Below are 16,542 nucleotides of genomic sequence, written 5' to 3' on the forward strand. Positions count from 1 at the left end.
CATCCGGCGGCCGATCATGCGGGCGGCCCTGCGATGAGCCGACCGGAGCTTGCGGCGGCCGAGCCTGCAGCGCCGCTTGCCCCTGCATGGGCCGGGAGCGATCCAGCGCCTGCGCCGGACGCGGCAGCCCCGCCAGGAGCCCGGCTACCGGCAAGACTCCCCATGCCCAGCGGCGCAACGCCCGCAAGACTCTCGGGCGCGGACGGGGCTTCATCCTGTGGATACTGGATTTCATATAGATCTCCCATCAAGGACAAGTGCAGGCTGCTGCTTTTCAAGGCCGGCCGCGCGGCGTCGCGCAGCGACAACGACACCTTGCGCCATGCCATGGCCTGTGTGTATGGCAGCAAGAGGCTGGCCGAGCGCAGCGGGCCATGGATTTCCACGGACCGCAACATGTAGGCCGGCAGGCTCGCGGGCCGGGGCAGAGGCCGCCCTTGCGCATCGCGCGGCGCCGCGGCCTCGAGCTTGCGGCCCTTGCCCAGGCGCAGGCTTGCGAACGCAGGCAGGATCGCCTGCAACGCGCTGATCAAGTGGCGTTCGTTATGGGCGTGGCTGCTCAGGACATGTTCGTCGAGCGGCAGGCCCCGATATGCAAGCTGCCAATGGACGCCGGCCTGTTCCATGGACGGGAAGTCCAGGCGCCAATGTCGCGGCGCGGCGGCCAGCAGCCCGGCATTGCTGGCATGCGCATCGCGGCGCTCATAGCGCGCCGTGCACAGCCACGCGCCGGGCCGCGCCTCGCAAGCAGCATGCGACAATCGCCACCCCGCCAGGCTTACCGGCAAGGCATAGAATTCCGCCAATACCGACCGGGTGCCGGCCACCCCATGCAAGACGTGCTTGCGCTGCGCCTTGCGCAATGCTGCGCGCCAGGCCTGCTCGGCGTCGACGCCGGCAGCCGCCTGCGCCGGCCGGGACGGACGCAAGGCCTGCCAGGCACGCGGCAGCAGCATGGCCAGCAGCGCTGCCAACACCAGCCACTGCAGGCGGCGCGGCAACAGGCGCTGCCAGCGCGCCGCCACCGGCACGAGCCGCGTCTGTACCGTGGCGGCCGCTTCTATCTGCGCCAGGCCAGGCGCCTCGTATCCCGCTGCGCCGGGCAAGACCGCGAGGCGGGGATAGGCTTGCCTCAGTTCGGCCAGGATGTGCGCCGCGTCCTCGGACGATTCGAACAATCTGTCGGTGCGCATCACCACCGCGCCGTCATGCACGGCCACCAGCCAGTGGCGCCGCGGCGCGAGTTCCAGCAACAGCGCGAACGTGCCGACGCCGAACAGCAGCGCCAAGCCCTGGGCGGCCGAATGGATGGGCCGCGGCCCCGTCGCGGCCCTTGCGGACAGCCGCGCCATGCCGGCCGCGGCGGCGCCGTCCCCGGCCACCACCACATGCGTCGCCTTGACACGCCGCGCCCTGCGCTGCGCCTCGCTCACTGCCCTGCCGGGAATGAGCGGCTGCCACTCCAGGCCGAAGGCCAGGGACACCGAGGCGCCGGGGATTATCAGTACGCCGTCCAAGGTTCGCCCCCTTCAATAGCCTTCTTCGACCTGGGCGGTGATCAGCACCACCGTTGTCAGGCGCTGGCTGGAAGCGCGGTCGCTGCCGCCCAGCAACATGGGCAGCCCCGGGTTGAGCCGGCGGGCCTCGGTTTGCTCCTGCTTGCGGTCGAATCCCGAGACCAGCAGGGGCTGGCCGGGCAGCAGCATGAGCTGCTGCACGGTGCCGTTGCCGTCAATGGTGATCTGCTGCAATTGCAGCGGATTGCTCTTGTCGCCGAAGGTGACGGATTTCAGCGGCTGGGCCACGGTATTGTCGTAGGCCAGCGACAGCAGGATGCGCCCGTCGTCCTGCGCATCCGGCACCAGCGTGAGCAGCGAGCCCACCGTGACGTCCTTCTGGCTGACCGACACGGAAGGCAGCGCCATGCCGGCCTCGGTGCCCAGCGCCGTGGTCTGGACCCGATCTATGTACGAAAACGTGGTCCTGACCGCGTGGGTAATCGGCCTGCGGTTCAAAGTCAACGCGGGTACGCTGCTGCGGCGTAGTACCGTGCCGACCTGGCCCAGGGCCTTGATGATGGCCTCCGAACCCTTGAAGGACCCGGTGTTCAGGCCTACGCCCAGGCTGCCGCCGTCCACCAGGCCCTGGCCCGGCATGGTCAGGGCCGCGGCGGCCCGTGCGCTGGAAAACACCAGATTCCAGTCCAGCCCGGCTTGCGCATCGTCCTGCAAAGCCAAGGTGATTTCCTCGAAGACCAGGCGCACCCGCCGCGTGAGCGAACGGTTTTCATGCTCCAGATAGACGGCGATGCGGCGCAAGACCTCCGGCGTGTCGGTGACCACCACCGAGGCGCTCGCGCCGGACTCGGCGACCACCGTGCCGGCGCGCGACAGGAAGGGCTCGAGCCGGGCGCGCACCACCGCCAGCAGGTCTTGCTTGCCGCCCGACAGACTGGTGCGCGAGGTGCTGGCAAAGCCTTCGCTGTTGGCATCGCCGCCCAGGCCGAGCGACGCTTCGGCGCGCGCATCCAGAGTCAGTGCGCGCACGTCGAAGACTCGGGTTTCCGTGCGGTAGAACTCGATGCGGCCATGCGCGTAGCGCCAGGCCACCCCGATCTGCGCGGCGATGCGGTCGAGTATCTGCGCCAGCGGCTGCCGTCCCGCGGACAGCACGATGCGCTGCGGCGCGGCCGCTGCTTCGGCACCGGCGCTGCCGGCCAGCCGCGGCGCGAAGCGTTGCGCGGGCAGCAGGCATTCGGGACTGACGTATACGGGTATGGATGTCGCTGCGGTAATGCGCTGCGCCATGGCGGGCAGGTCTTGCGCGTCCTCGGCATACAGCATGGTCGTGCTGACATTGGCACGCAGCGCCAGCGGCAGGCTCAGTTCGCGCGCCAGCGGCGTGGCGCGGCCCGCAAGCCACGGCCGGCCCACGTCCTGGGCGCGGCGGCGCGCCGCCGGGTCGCCGAGCCCGCGGCGGAACGTGTCGTGGCGCGCTTGCAGAGTGGTTTGCGCGCCGGCCGACTCCTGGCCCAGGCGCCGCATTTTTTCCGCCAGGACACAAGAGCCCAGCAGCGCGCAGGCCGCCACGCAGGCCAGGCAGCGCAGCGCGCGTGCGCAGGACCGTGGCCCTTCGGCCCGGGCTGCTGCGCCGCCATGCCGGCTCGTAGTCATGACACCCTCGCGGGGTCGGCGCTGCGGTCGCAGGCCTGCGCATAGGGCACGATGCGCAGCACCTTGTTCGAATAAAAACAGGGCTGCAGGGGTTTTTCGGAAAGCTCGGTGGAGGCGACCAGGTCTTGCACGGAACGCTTGAAGCCGGAATCGAAACGGGCCGAGCCGGTGATGGGAATATCGGCGTCCACCGCCCAGTGCTCGGGCTCGAACGTCCAGCCGGCCGCGCGCGCCCAGCGCGACAGGGCCTGTCTGAGATTGCCGTCTTGCGGCCCAACCTGGTAGCGGGCGCTGAGACTACCGTCTTGCGGCCCGGCCTGGTAGCGGACGGCAACGGGGCCGGCCAGCGCCACCGGAGCGGGGCTCGCTGCCGGCTTGGCTCTCTGGCCGGCGGCGGCCGCAAGGGCCGGAGTCCGGCTGGAAGCATAGGCCGTGTCGCGCAACGTTATCGCGCCCTGCCCGATCGGCGCTGCGCCCCGCCCGGCCGGCATGGCGGCAGGCTTGTGCAATACCGAGAGTGCGGCGGCCGATTCCGCAACACCAGCCGCCCGACTGGCTGCCGGAGGCTTTACGGAAAGACCGGCGGCCAAGCCAACCCACCTGGGCTCCGCCGCCAATGCCGCCGTCCGGCCGGCGGCCGATGCCGATGCCGATGCCGGCATTGGCGATACCGGTGATGGCGGCGATACCCGCGATGGCAGCGATACCGGCGATGTCGGCGATGTCGGCACAGCCGACGGCCTGGCGGGCAGGTTTGGGCCCGGCCCGGTGGACGATGTCCGTATCGGCGATGCGACAGCCTGCCCCGAAGCCGGAGGCCGCGCGGCGGCGGACTGGGCGGGCGCCGAAGCCGGTGACTCGCCACGCGCGGCACGCTCGACCAGGCTGCGCAGGCCGCCGCCGCGCAGCACCAGCCGGGGCCAGACGCCGTCGAGCACCACGTAAGGACCCGCAAGACGATAGTCCAAGGGCTGGTCGCCGCGCTCGCCACCGCGAAATATGGCTGGAACGGCTTGGCCCGGCGCAAACTGCAGCCAGGTCTGGCGCCCATCGTCGAATACCTGCAGAGGCGCTACGGCCCGGTCGCCGGACAGGCGCCAGCGGAAATCGTATTGCCGTTCGCCGGACGCGAGGCCCGGCCCCGAGCGGCCCGGCAGCCAGCCCCAGTCCGGCATGGAGGTACACGCGCACAACAAGCCGGCAAGTCCGGCGGCAAGCAGGATTCTGGGCATGGCCGCATCCGGTGGAAACCACGCAATATCGCGTGGCCTCATCTTGCTGCAGGCTCGGGCGGCAGCGCCACGCCGGAATCTACGCAAGGATGTTTTTGTCGGATGCAAGCCAGGCCGCGCGGCAATGCGCCATCCCGCATGCGCAGGCCGCGACGCGCGTCCGTACCCATGGATGAAAAAGCCCCGGCGGCCATTGCCGGCCGCCGGGGCTAATACGTATTCGAACTACTTACTCTACTTACTCGAACTACCTACTCGCACTTGCTCGAGCCGCTACCTGAATCGCTAAAGCAGTTGTCCCAACCGCTATCTGCAACTACCCGCAGCACCCAAGGCGCCGCCCGCAACGGCAAGCGACTCAGGCCCGCGGACCACGCCTCAGCGCGGAGAGCGCGACAGCCGGTTGGCCTCGGCGCCAGCCGAGCCGAGCGCGGTGACCGCCGGATCCTGGCCATTGAGCGCGCGCTCCAGGTGGGCGCGGAACATGGCCTTGATCTGCGGGTAATTGGCCACCTTGAAGCCACGCTCGGTGTCTTTGGGCCGGCGCGCGTAGTCCGCCACCAGGGACTGCCAGTTGCCGAGATTCTTGTAATAGCCCTGCGGGGTTGCCGAATAGGCCTGGGCGGTCACCGGCAGGAAGCCGGTGTTCTGGTACCAGGTCGCGGCGTTGTCCGGCTGTGCCAGCCAATTCAGCAATTCGGCGGTGGCCTTGTTCTCGGCGACCGGGTGCTTGTCTACGGCCCACAAGGCCGAGCCGCCCACGAAGGGATCGCCCGGCTGGGAAGTGGCTTCGGGGTAATACGGCAGGCCCGAAACGCCGAAATCCAGGCCGCGCGCATCGCGGAACATGCCGATATTGCTGGAACTGGACATCAGCACCGCACATTCGCGGTCGGCGAAGCGCTGTGTCGGATTACCCCTGAGCTGGGGTTTGACCAACAGTTCGTTGCGCGCCCAGGTGACCATCATGGACAAATGGCGAATGTACAGCAGGTCCAGCGGGAAGCTGGGCGCGCCGGCCGAGGTTTCCACCCGGACTTTCTTGCCGTGGGAATAATGGTATTTGGCCTTGGGCGAGGACTTGACGGCCAGGCCGTTGTCGTCGGTCAGGTATAGCTGGTTATTGACCGCGGCCAGGTTCTCCAGATGGATCGAGACGGGCTCGTCGCTGGTAAGCGGGCACTTGCGCGAACCGTGATTGGCCAGTTGCACCAGTTGCCCTTGCAGGCCGATCCAGGTGCGTTGCGGCGTGGCCGGGTTCAGCCCCGCGGTCTTGAAGGCGCCAATGTTGTAGTACATGACGGGAATATCGACCATGTACGGAAAGGCCAGCAGGCGGCCGCGGGAATCGCGCATGAAGGCATGCTCGGGCGCCAGGAACCACTTGACGTTCTTGATGGGGTATTTGGCCAGCAACTGGTACAGGGGCAGGATGTAGCTGCGCTGGGCCAGTTCGTCCGGCGCATGGTTGTCGTCCAGTTGCACCAGGTTGGGCGTATTCTTGCCGTGGGCCGCGGCGGCCAGCGCGGACTCGAGCGCGGCGCTGCTGTCGTAGGACTTGAGCGCGACATGCACGCCGTCCTGCTTGCGGTTGAATTGCCCGACCAGTTTTTCGAACACCTGGCGGTTGTGGGGGTTGAGGCTGTACCAGACCTCGATATTGGTGGCGGCTTGGGCGCCGACCGCGCAGGACATGGCGGCCGCGCCCAGCAAGGCTGCGGCCAGGCGGGAAGCCGTGCCGGAAAACGTATATTTCTTCATAGAGTCGTTTAACCCAGGAAAGGAAACTCGGGCTCGGGGCGTTTGCCGGATATCAGGTCGGCCAGGGCACGCCCCGACCCCACACCCATGGTCCATCCGAGCGTGCCGTGCCCGGTGTTCAGGTAAAGGTTGGAAATGCGTGTTCTGCCTATCAGCGGGACGTTGGAGGGAGTAGTCGGACGCAGGCCCGACCAGAACCGAACATTATCAAAATCGAGGGCGCTTGGAAACAGACGGCGAGCCAGTGTAACCATATTATCGCAACGGATTGTATTCAGCTCGCGCCCGTAGCCGGAGAGCTCGGCGGTGCCGGCCATGCGTATTTGGTTACCGATGCGGGAATACACCATTTTGTTCTCGCTGTCGGTCAGGCTGACCCTGGGCGCCGCCTCGTGGTCCACGATGTCGAAGGTGGCCGAATAGCCCTTGGCCGGGTACACGCCGCAGGCCACCCCCAGCGGGGCCAGCAGTCGCGGGGTGTAGCTGCCCAGCGCCGCCACGTAGGCGTCGGCTTTGAGGACGCGATACTGGCCCTGGGGGTCGATCAGTTCCGCCGCCCGGACGCGGCCGTTCTCGGCCAGCAGCCGGGTGACCTGGGTCGAGAACAGGAATTCCACGCCTTCCAGCTTGGCGCGGCGCGCCAGTTCCGTGGTGAACAGATAGACATCGCCCGTCTCGTCCTCGGCCGTGTAGTCGCCGCCGGCGATCTGCTCGTGCGAGCCGGCCAGGGCGGGCTCGATGCGCAGTATCTCGTCGCGATCGACGATGCGGCGGTCCACGCCGAAGTCGCGCATCAGGTCGGCAGCCTGCTGCGAGGCCTCGATCAGGCGCGGGTCGCGATAGAAGTTCAGGATGCCGCATTCCAGGTGCTTGTAGTCGATGTCGAGATCGGCGCGCATGGCCTGCAGGGTGCGGCGGCTGTATTCGGACAAGCGCACCATGGCCCGTATATTGGGTTCCAGGCGCGCCGGCAGGCATTCGCGCAGGAAGGCCAGGCCCCAGCGCCATTGGCGCCAGTCCAGTTGCGGCCGGAACACCAGCGGCGCGTCTTTCTGGAACATCCATTTCAGCACCTTGAGCGGCGCGTGCGGATTGGCCCAGGGCTCGGCGAAGGACACCGCGATCTGGCAGCCGTTGGCGCGGCTGGTTTCCTGCGCCGGACCGGCCTGGCGGTCGACCACGACCACCTCGTGGCCGGCCTGGCGCAGCCACCATGCCGTGGCCGTGCCGATAATGCCGCTGCCCAATACCGCTACTTTCATGCATGCCTCCCGCGCTCGCCGCCGACGCGCCCGCAGCGCAGAAGTCTAGCCGCGTGGCCGGCGTGCCATTTGCGGCAAGATTAAACCAGATCGGCTTCCGATGTGAATGCGTCGGCGTAGAACTCTTCGGCGGGCAGGCCATTGAGCTGCGTGAAGTCCTTGCGGGCGCTGTCGACCATGATGGGCGCACCGCAGGCATAGACCTGATGGCCGGACAGATCGGGGATGTCCTGCAACACCGCCTGGTGCACGAAACCGCTGCGGCCGGCCCAGCCGTCCTCGGGCAGCGCGTCGGACACCACCGGTACGTAGCTGAAGCCCGGCAGCGTGCGCGCCCATTCCTCGGCCCGGGCATGCATGTACAGGTCCTTGGGCCGGCGCCCGCCCCAGTACAGCACCGCCGGGCGCTGCACGCCCTGCTGCGCCATGCGCTCGATGATGGCCTTGATGGGCGCGAAGCCCGTGCCGCTGGCCAGGAACACGATGGGCTTGTCGCTGTCCTCGCGCAGGAAAAAGGAGCCGAACGGCCCTTCCACGCGCTGGATCTCGCGCAGCTTCATCTGCGTGGCCCCGGCGCCGAACACATGGTCGGTGAAGACGCCGCCCGGCATGTGGCGGATATGCAGCTCGACCCGGTTGTCGTCCGAGGGCGGCGAGGCCATGGAATAGCTGCGCCGGCGGCCGTCCTTGAGTATGAATTCCAGGTACTGGCCGGCGTAATAGCGAAACGGATCGGCCGTGGGCAATTGCAATTGCACGATCATGACGTCGTCGGCGGCCTTGTCCATTTCCATGACACGCGACGGCATCTTGCGGATCTGGATGTCGCTCGCCATGCGGATCTCGCGCGCCTCGATGACCAGGTCCGTGGTCGGCCGGGCCTGGCAGAACAGCGTGTAGCCGGCCGCGAGATCTTCGGGCGGCAGGATCTGGGCGGGATGCGGCCCGGCCTCGTAGCTGCCCTGCACCACCCTGCCCTTGCAGGTGGAACACGCGCCGCTGTGGCAACTGTAGGGCAGAACGATGCCCGCGGCCAGGGCGGCATCGAGCACGGTCTGGCCGGGCTCGACGGTGAATTCATGCTGGCTGGGTTGAACGGTGACCTTGAAGCTCATGAGGTTTGCGTAAAACTGGTAGTTACGGAAAAGGCGTGAATCAGGCGCATTGTATGCCCTGCGCCCCAGGGCTCGCCCCGCCGGCTACGAGGCGGCCGGGGCGTCGGGCTGCACGAGCTCGGGCTGCTTGACCTTGACGGCCAGCAGCCGTCCCTTGCGCGCGCGCTTGCCGATGTAGTCGGCGAACTCGTCCGGGCCCAGCACCACCAATGTCTCTTTGGCGCGGTACACGCCTCGCGCCCCCAGGCCACGCGGCCCCACCGCCAGCCATTGCGCAAGCGCATCGGCAGCGTCCAGGCCCATGAGTATGGTGCCGCGCCCGCCGCCCGAAAGCTGCTTGACTTCGGCCAGCTCTATCAACAACAGCTTGCCCTTCTTGCTGTACAGCGCCAGGTACTGGTCGTCAGGCCCGATGGCCACGGGCCGCAGCAGCACATCGCCCTTGGAAAGCGTCACGAACTGCTTGCCCGCGCGCTGGCGCGATACCATGTCGCCCAGCGTCGTGGCGAAGCCGTAGCCGGCGCTGGTGCCCAATATATAGCGGCCGGCGTCGGCACCCGCGATCATGTGCACGATGCGCGCGCCGGGCTCCATGTCGACCATGGCCGTGACCGGCTGGCCGTCGCCGCGCGCCGAAGGCAGGCTGGCCACGGGCACCGTGTACACGCGTCCGCTGGAAGACAGGGCGATCAGGTTGTCGGTGCTGCGGCATTCCAGGGAGCCGTACAGCGCGTCGCCGGTCTTGAACGAGAACTGGGCAGCGTCGTGACCGTGGCCCTGGCGCGAACGCAGCCAGCCTTTCTGCGACACGATCACCGTGACCGGCTCGTCGACCACGCGGGTTTCCATCACCGCGCGCTCGGCCGTCTCGATCAGGGTGCGGCGCTCGTCGCCATACTGCTTGGCGTCGGCCTCGATTTCCTTGATCATCAGGCGCTTGAGCGAGGCGGGGCTGTCCAGCAGTTCCTGCAGGCGGCCGCGCTCTTCTTCTTTTTCGGCCAGCTCTTTCTCGATGCGTATGCCCTCGAGCCTGGCCAGTTGGCGCAGGCGCATTTCCAGGATGTCATCGGCCTGGCGCTCGCTCAGGTCGAAGCGCTGCATCAGCGCCGCGCGCGGCTCGTCGGACTCGCGTATGGTCCGGATGACCTCGTCGACGTTCAGGTACACCACCATGCGCCCCTGCAGCACATGGATGCGGTCTATCACCTTGTCCAGGCGGTAGCGGGTGCGGCGCGTGACCGTGGCGGTACGGAATTCCAGCCATTGCTCTAGCACCTGCCGCAAGCCGCGCTGGCCGGGCCGGCCGTCGTTGCCTATGCACACCAGGTTAATGGAGACGCTGGATTCCATGCTGGTCTGGGTCAGCAGCATGTTGACGAACTCGTCGCGGTCGACCTTGCTGGTCTTGGGCTCGAACACCAGCCGCACCGCGGCCTGCTTGCCCGATTCGTCGCGCACCGTGTCCAGCAGCGCCAGCACCAGCGCCTTGGTCTGCTGCTGCTCGACGCTCAGGCTCTTCTTGCCCGCCCTGACCTTGGGATTGCTGAGGTCTTCGATCTCTTCGAGGATCTTCTGCGCCGAGGTGCCGGGCGGCAGCTCGTTGACCACCAGTTGCCACTGGCCGCGCGCCAGTTCCTCGAACTGCCAGCGCGCCCGCGCCTTGATAGTGCCGCGCCCGCTGCCGTATATCTGCGCGATATCTTCGGGCGCCGAAATGATCTGGCCGCCGCCTGCGAAATCGGGGCCAGGCACCAGCGCATAGAGGTCCTCGTCGCCCAGCTTGGGATTCTTCAGCAAGGACACGCAGGCCTGCGCGACCTCGCGCAGATTATGCGAAGGAATCTCGGTGGCCATGCCCACGGCGATGCCCGAGGCGCCATTGAGCAGCATCACCGGCAGCCGGGCCGGCAACAGCACCGGCTCGTTCTGGCTGCCGTCGTAGTTGGGGGCGAAATCGACAGTGCCCTCGTCGAGCTCGTCGAGCAGCACACGGGCGAACTGCGTCAGGCGCGCCTCGGTATAGCGCATGGCGGCGGCGTTGTCGCCGTCGCGCGAGCCGAAATTGCCGTGGCCGTCCACCAGCGGATAGCGCAGGGTAAAGTCCTGCGCCATGCGCACCATGGCGTCGTAGGCCGCCTGGTCGCCGTGCGGATGGTACTTGCCCAGCACGTCGCCGACCACGCGGGCCGACTTGACCGGCTTGGCGCCCGGCCCCAGCCCCATGTCCTGCATGGCGTACAGGATGCGGCGCTGCACCGGCTTCTGGCCGTCAGCGATCTCGGGCAGCGCGCGCCCGCGCACCACCGAGATCGCATAATCGAGATAGGCCTGCTCGGCGTAGTTGGCGAGCAGGATGTGTTCCCCGTTCTGGTCCTGGTCGAACAGGCCCGATTGTGTACTGTCCATATATCTGTTTCTATTGCCGTCTGCTGTTGTTTACTGGTCTGTCGTCTGTCGCCTTGCCGCCGGCGCGGCGCGCCGGCCGGGCTTATCTCTATCTATAGATCTATACGTCGACATCGGCCAGGTTGCCCTTTTCTTCCAGCCAGGAACGCCGCTGCGCCGATTCGCCCTTGCCCATCAGCATGTCGAACATGTCCAGCGTGGCCTGCACGCCGAGTTCGCCATAGCCCACGGGCAGCAGGCGGCGCGTGTCGGGGTTCATGGTGGTTTCCCAGAGCTGCTCGGGGCTCATTTCGCCCAGTCCCTTGAAGCGGCTGATGCTCCAACTGCCTTCGCGCACCCCCTCCTTGCGCAGCTTGTCCTCGGTGGCGTCGAGCTCGCCCTGATCCAGGCAATAGAGCTTGCGCGCCGGCCGCTTGCCGGCCGCCGGCACGTCCACGCGAAACAGGGGCGGACGCGCCACGTAGACGTTGCCGGCCTCGACCAGCCTGGGGAAATGGCGCAAGAACAAGGTCAGCAGCAGCACCTGGATGTGCGAGCCGTCGACATCGGCGTCAGACAGGATGCAGACCTTGCCGTAGCGCAGCCCCGACAGATCGGCCTGGTCGCCCATGCCGTGCGGGTCCACGCCGATGGCCACCGCGATGTCGTGGATCTCGTTATTGGCGAACAGGCGGTCGCGGTCGACCTCCCAGGAATTGAGCACCTTGCCGCGCAGGGGCAGCACGGCCTGGAATTCCTTGTCGCGCCCCATCTTGGCCGAGCCGCCGGCCGAATCGCCTTCGACCAGGAATACCTCGGTACGGGCGACATCGCTGGATTCGCAATCGGTAAGCTTGCCCGGCAGCACCGCCACGCCCGAACTCTTGCGCTTCTCGACCTTCTGGGCCGAGCGGGCGCGCGCCTGGGCCTGGCGTATGGCGCTGTCGGCGAGCTTCTTGCCGTACTCGACGTTGGCGTGCAGCCACAGGTCGAGCGCGTTGCGCACGAAGCCGCCCACCAGGCGCACCACGTCGCGGCTGTTCAGGCGTTCCTTGATCTGGCCCTGGAACTGCGGGTCGAGCACCTTGGCCGAGAGCACGAAGCTGGCGCGCGCGAACACGTCTTCGGGCAGCAGTTTCACGCCCTTGGGAATCAGGCCGTGCAATTCGGCAAACGACTTGACTGCCCCGTACAGCCCTTCGCGCAGCCCGGCCTCGTGGGTGCCGCCGGCCGTGGTGGGAATCAGGTTCACGTAGGATTCGCGCACCACCGTGCCTTCCGCAGTCCAGGCCACGACCCACTGCGCGCCCTCGCCCTCGGCAAAGCTTTCATGGTCGGCCGGCGCGTATTGCTGCCCTTCGAAGGGCGGCACGATGGTCTCGGCGCCTTGCAGCGCCTCGTCCAGGTAGCCGCGCAGGCCGCGTTCGTAGTGCCATTCGCGGGTCTCGCCGTTTTTTTCGCTGACCAGCGTCACCTTGATGCCGCTCAGCAGCACGGCCTTGCTGCGCAGCACGTGCACCAGCTCGCCCATGGGAATGGCGGCGCTGTCGAAATAGCGCGGATCGGGCCAGACCCGCACCCGGGTGCCGGTCTTGCGGCGGCCCACGGGTTCCTGCTCGGCCAGGGGCTCGGTGACTTCGCCGCCGGCGAACACGATGCGGTGCGCCGCGCCGTCGCGCCACACGGTGACTTCCAGCCGCTTGGACAGCGCGTTGGTCACCGATACGCCCACGCCGTGCAGGCCGCCCGAAAACGCATAGGCGCCGCCGTCCTTCTTGTCGAACTTGCCCCCGGCATGCAGCCGGGTGAACACCAGTTCCACCACCGGGGCGTGTTCTTCGGGGTGCAATCCCACGGGGATGCCGCGGCCGTCGTCTTCGACCGAGACGCTGCCGTCGGTATGCAGGGTGACGCGGATCTGCGTGCCGAAACCGGCCAGGGCCTCGTCGGCCGCGTTGTCGATCACCTCCTGCAGGATGTGCATGGGGCTTTCGGTGCGGGTATACATGCCCGGGCGCTGGCGCACCGGCTCCAGCCCCTTCAGGACGCGGATCGATGCTTCGTCGTAGCGTGATGTAGCCATTTATCTCCGTCGTACGGCAGGACAAAACCCCTATTTTAAGGACGAAGCGCCGCGGAGCGCTTCGGCTCCGTCTATCGGGCCGATTGAAACATTCAATATCAAGGAGGCCGGCACGGGTATGCGCACGGGGGCCGACAATGGTATGCTTGTGGACATTCGGCAACAATTACACAGACAGCCGCGGCGTAATTCATTGTGTTGCGCCGGCCACTTCCCGTATAGTTTTCCCATATCCCGGGCCTCTATTCTCATTCTTCCCATCATGAGCGAATCCATCAAACACGTGAGCGACGCCAGCTTCGATGCGGACGTCCTCAAGTCCGACCTTCCCGTACTCGTCGATTATTGGGCCGCATGGTGCGGCCCTTGCAAGATGATCGCGCCGCTGCTCGAGACCGCCGCGCAGGAATACCAGGGCCGCGTCACCATCGCCAAGCTGGACGTCGACGCCAACCCCGAGACGGCTGCCAAGTTCGGCATCCGCGGCATTCCCACGCTGATGCTGTTCAAGGACGGCAAGGCCGCCGCGACCAAGGTCGGCGCCCTGTCCAAGTCCCAGCTCAACGCCTTCCTAGACGAATCCCTGTAGTACACTTGCCCCTTTTTTCGCGCGAGCCCATTCTGGGCTCGCCACCATTACCCGCTTTCAACCTCCCCCCTCTTCTCCTCTCATGCACCTCAACGAACTCAAAGCGCAGCACGTTTCGCAACTGCTGGAAATGGCTGCGGCCCTGGAAATCGACAACGCGAGCCGCCTGCGCAAACAGGAACTGATGTTCGCCATCATGAAGCGCCGCGCCAAACAGGGCGAGCAGATCTTCGGCGATGGCGTGCTCGAGGTACTGCCCGACGGCTTCGGTTTCCTGCGTTCGCCCGAGACTTCCTACCTGGCCAGCACCGACGACATCTACATCTCGCCCTCGCAGATCCGCCGCTTCAACCTGCATACGGGCGACTCGATCGAAGGCGAGGTGCGCACTCCCAAGGACGGCGAACGCTATTTCGCGCTGGTCAAGGTCGACAAGGTCAACGGCATGCAGCCCGAGGCGATCAAGCATCGCATCATGTTCGAGAACCTGACGCCGCTGCACCCCAACCAGCCCATGGTGCTGGAACGCGACATCAAGAGCGAAGAGAACGTAACCGGCCGCATCCTCGACATCTTCGCGCCCATAGGCAAGGGCCAGCGCGCCCTCATCGTGGCCAGCCCCAAGTCGGGCAAGACCGTCATCACCCAGCACATCGCCCATGCCATCACGACCAACTACCCCGATGCGGTGTTGATCGTGCTGCTGGTGGACGAGCGCCCCGAAGAAGTGACCGAAATGCAGCGCACCGTGCGCGGCGAAGTGGTAGCCTCAACCTTCGACGAACCGGCCACGCGCCACGTGCAAGTGGCCGAGATGGTCATCGAAAAGGCCAAGCGCCTGGTCGAACTGAAGAAAGACGTAGTGATCCTGCTGGACTCCATCACCCGCCTGGCGCGCGCCTACAACACCGTGGTGCCGGCCTCGGGCAAGGTGCTCACGGGTGGCGTGGACGCCAACGCCCTGCAGCGCCCCAAGCGCTTCTTCGGCGCGGCGCGCAACCTCGAAGAAGGCGGCTCGCTGACCATCATCGGCACCGCGCTCATCGAGACCGGCAGCCGCATGGACGAAGTCATCTACGAAGAATTCAAGGGCACCGGCAATTCCGAGCTGCACCTCGAACGGCGCCTCGCGGAAAAACGCGTATATCCCGCCATCAACCTGAACAAGTCGGGCACGCGGCGCGAAGAACTGCTCATCAAGCCCGAACTGCTGCAAAAGATCTGGGTGCTGCGCAAGTTCATCCACGACATGGACGAAGTCGAAGCCATGGAATTCATACTCGACAAGATCCGCGCCACCAAGACCAATGCCGAATTCTTCGACATGATGAAAAAATAAATCGCGGGGCGGCGCACGCCGCTCCAGCCGATTCATTTTCCGGCCGAGCCCGGAACGCCGGTGCCAAGCGCACGCCGGCCTTTATTCAACCGGGCCCGCCGGCGGCCGGGCCCTCCCATCCAGGAGACCTACCCGATGACCCTGCCCATGCGTGGCCAATTCCTCGAATACCTGTTAGAACGCGACCCCAACCAGCCCGAATACATGCAGGCCGTTGGCGAAGTCACGCAAAGCCTGTGGCCCTTCCTCGAGCGCAATCCGCAATATGCGCGCCAGGGCCTGCTCTATCGCATCGTCGAACCCGAACGCGTGGTGCAGTTCCGCATCACCTGGGTCGACGACCAGGGCCGGGTACAGATCAACCGGGGCTTTCGCGTGCAGCACAACTCGGCCATCGGCCCCTACAAGGGCGGCATGCGTTTCCACCCCACGGTGAACCTGTCGATACTCAAGTTCCTGGCCTTCGAACAGACCTTCAAGAATGCGTTGACCACGCTGCCCATGGGCGGCGGCAAGGGCGGCTCCGACTTCGATCCCAAGGACAAGTCCGACGCCGAAGTGATGCGTTTCTGCCAGGCCCTGATGATCGAACTGCACCGCCACCTGGGCCCCGACACCGATGTGCCGGCCGGCGACATGGGCGTGGGCGCGCGCGAAGTGGGCTTCATGGCCGGCATGATGAAAAAGCTGTCGAACTCCTCGGCCGCGGTATTCACCGGCAAGGGCCTGGCCTATGGCGGCAGCCTGCTGCGCCCCGAAGCCACGGGCTACGGCACGGTGTACTTCGTGCAAGAAATGCTGCAACGCAGCAACCTGTCGCTCGAAGGCATGAAAGTCGCCGTATCGGGTTCGGGCAATGTCGCGCAATATGCCATCGAGAAATGCCTGGAACTGGGCGCCAAGGTCGTCACGGTTTCCGATTCGCAAGGCGCGGCGGTGGACCCGGCCGGCTTCGATCGCGAAAAACTGGCCGCGCTGATCAGCCTGAAAAACGAAAAGCACGGCCGCGTGCAGGACTACGCCCAGCAATTCGGCCTGCAATATGAAGCCGGCAAACGTCCCTGGCACGTCCCTGTGGACATCGCCCTGCCCTGCGCCACCCAGAACGAGCTGGACCTGCAGGATGCCCGCACCTTGATCGCCAACGGCGTGCGCTGCGTGGCCGAAGGCGCCAATATGCCCACCAGCCAGGACGCCGCCGACGCCTTCGTCGCCGCGCGCGTCCTGTATGCCCCGGGCAAGGCGAGCAACGCCGGCGGGGTCGCGGTATCGGGCCTGGAAATGACCCAGAACGCACAGCGCCTGCGCTGGAGCCGCGAAGAAGTGGACCGCACCCTGCACACCATCATGTGCGACATCCACGAGAACTGCGTGCGCCACGGCCGCCAGGACGACGGCTACGTGAACTACGTGGACGGGGCCAACGTCGCTGGCTTCGTCAAAGTAGCCGACGCCATGCTGCAACAAGGGCTGTACTAAGAAAGTAGGCCCATGGCCGGCTCCCGGCGAGCCGGCCGGCCCAGGGCTTAGTCCGCGCCTGGCCTGGCGTTGTTCTTATACTCGCCAGTGCAGCATTTCTTTGAGTGTGAACAGGCTCTGATCC

Annotated in this window: 12 protein-coding genes and 1 pseudogene; 4 read left to right on the forward strand and 9 right to left on the reverse strand. The window is 66.4% G+C overall.

Annotated features, from left to right (window positions below; genetic code table 11):
- Positions 1-14: 14 nt before the first annotated feature.
- From KVP10_RS02865 to KVP10_RS02875, 3 genes are read right to left on the reverse strand one after another with little or no spacing between them, the layout of a single operon-like run.
- The gene (locus tag KVP10_RS02865; RefSeq protein ID WP_217962928.1) at positions 15-1,517 is read right to left on the reverse strand and encodes a type 4b pilus protein PilO2; all 1,503 of its coding nucleotides are present in this window, start codon (positions 1,515-1,517) and stop codon (positions 15-17) included.
- Between the two features lie 12 nt (positions 1,518-1,529).
- The gene (locus KVP10_RS02870) at positions 1,530-3,173 is read right to left on the reverse strand and encodes a hypothetical protein (RefSeq protein WP_246600255.1); all 1,644 of its coding nucleotides are present in this window, start codon (positions 3,171-3,173) and stop codon (positions 1,530-1,532) included.
- On the reverse strand, positions 3,170-3,616 hold the full coding sequence (locus KVP10_RS02875; protein ID WP_246600301.1) for a toxin co-regulated pilus biosynthesis Q family protein: 447 nt from the start codon (positions 3,614-3,616) through the stop codon (positions 3,170-3,172). The genes KVP10_RS02870 and KVP10_RS02875 overlap by 4 nt, the downstream gene beginning before the upstream one ends.
- Positions 3,617-3,662: 46 nt before the next feature.
- Here KVP10_RS02875 and KVP10_RS21200 point away from each other — a divergent pair, with 46 nt between their 5' ends.
- Positions 3,663-4,118, forward strand: a complete 456-nt coding sequence (locus KVP10_RS21200; protein WP_246600310.1) for a hypothetical protein — start codon at positions 3,663-3,665, stop codon at positions 4,116-4,118.
- 11 nt (positions 4,119-4,129) lie between these two features.
- Here KVP10_RS21200 and KVP10_RS02880 read toward each other — a convergent pair.
- From KVP10_RS02880 to KVP10_RS02905, 6 genes and pseudogenes are all read right to left on the reverse strand, one after another.
- Positions 4,130-4,447, reverse strand: a pseudogene (locus KVP10_RS02880) (TrbG/VirB9 family P-type conjugative transfer protein); the annotation flags it as partial.
- A 336-nt stretch (positions 4,448-4,783) separates the two neighbouring features.
- Positions 4,784-6,166, reverse strand: coding sequence for an extracellular solute-binding protein (locus KVP10_RS02885; protein WP_217962929.1), 1,383 nt, complete (start codon positions 6,164-6,166; stop codon positions 4,784-4,786).
- Between the two features lie 8 nt (positions 6,167-6,174).
- Positions 6,175-7,428 carry a D-amino acid dehydrogenase gene (locus KVP10_RS02890; RefSeq protein ID WP_217962930.1) on the reverse strand — a complete coding sequence of 418 codons (1,254 nt, stop codon included), beginning with the start codon at positions 7,426-7,428 and terminating at the stop codon, positions 6,175-6,177.
- A gap of 80 nt (positions 7,429-7,508) precedes the next feature.
- A complete protein-coding gene (locus KVP10_RS02895; protein WP_217962931.1) occupies positions 7,509-8,543 on the reverse strand; it encodes a CDP-6-deoxy-delta-3,4-glucoseen reductase in 1,035 nt (344 codons plus the stop codon).
- A gap of 84 nt (positions 8,544-8,627) precedes the next feature.
- Positions 8,628-10,949, reverse strand: coding sequence for a DNA topoisomerase IV subunit A (parC, locus tag KVP10_RS02900; protein WP_217962932.1), 2,322 nt, complete (start codon positions 10,947-10,949; stop codon positions 8,628-8,630).
- A 100-nt stretch (positions 10,950-11,049) separates the two neighbouring features.
- Positions 11,050-13,011, reverse strand: a complete 1,962-nt coding sequence (locus KVP10_RS02905; protein ID WP_217962933.1) for a DNA topoisomerase IV subunit B — start codon at positions 13,009-13,011, stop codon at positions 11,050-11,052.
- Positions 13,012-13,273: 262 nt separating this feature from the next.
- On the opposite strand from KVP10_RS02905, the gene trxA reads away from it, so the two are divergent.
- From trxA to gdhA, 3 genes are all read left to right on the forward strand, one after another.
- Positions 13,274-13,600, forward strand: coding sequence for a thioredoxin TrxA (gene trxA / locus KVP10_RS02910; RefSeq protein WP_217962934.1), 327 nt, complete (start codon positions 13,274-13,276; stop codon positions 13,598-13,600).
- Between the two features lie 82 nt (positions 13,601-13,682).
- On the forward strand, positions 13,683-14,939 hold the full coding sequence (gene rho / locus KVP10_RS02915) for a transcription termination factor Rho (protein ID WP_217962935.1): 1,257 nt from the start codon (positions 13,683-13,685) through the stop codon (positions 14,937-14,939).
- Positions 14,940-15,074: 135 nt separating this feature from the next.
- The gene (gdhA, locus tag KVP10_RS02920; RefSeq protein ID WP_217962936.1) at positions 15,075-16,418 is read left to right on the forward strand and encodes an NADP-specific glutamate dehydrogenase; all 1,344 of its coding nucleotides are present in this window, start codon (positions 15,075-15,077) and stop codon (positions 16,416-16,418) included.
- The last annotated feature ends 124 nt before the right edge of the window (positions 16,419-16,542 follow it).

The sequence above is a fragment of the Candidimonas humi genome (assembly GCF_019166065.1).
GTDB classification, from domain to species: Bacteria; Pseudomonadota; Gammaproteobacteria; order Burkholderiales; family Burkholderiaceae_B; genus Candidimonas; species Candidimonas humi.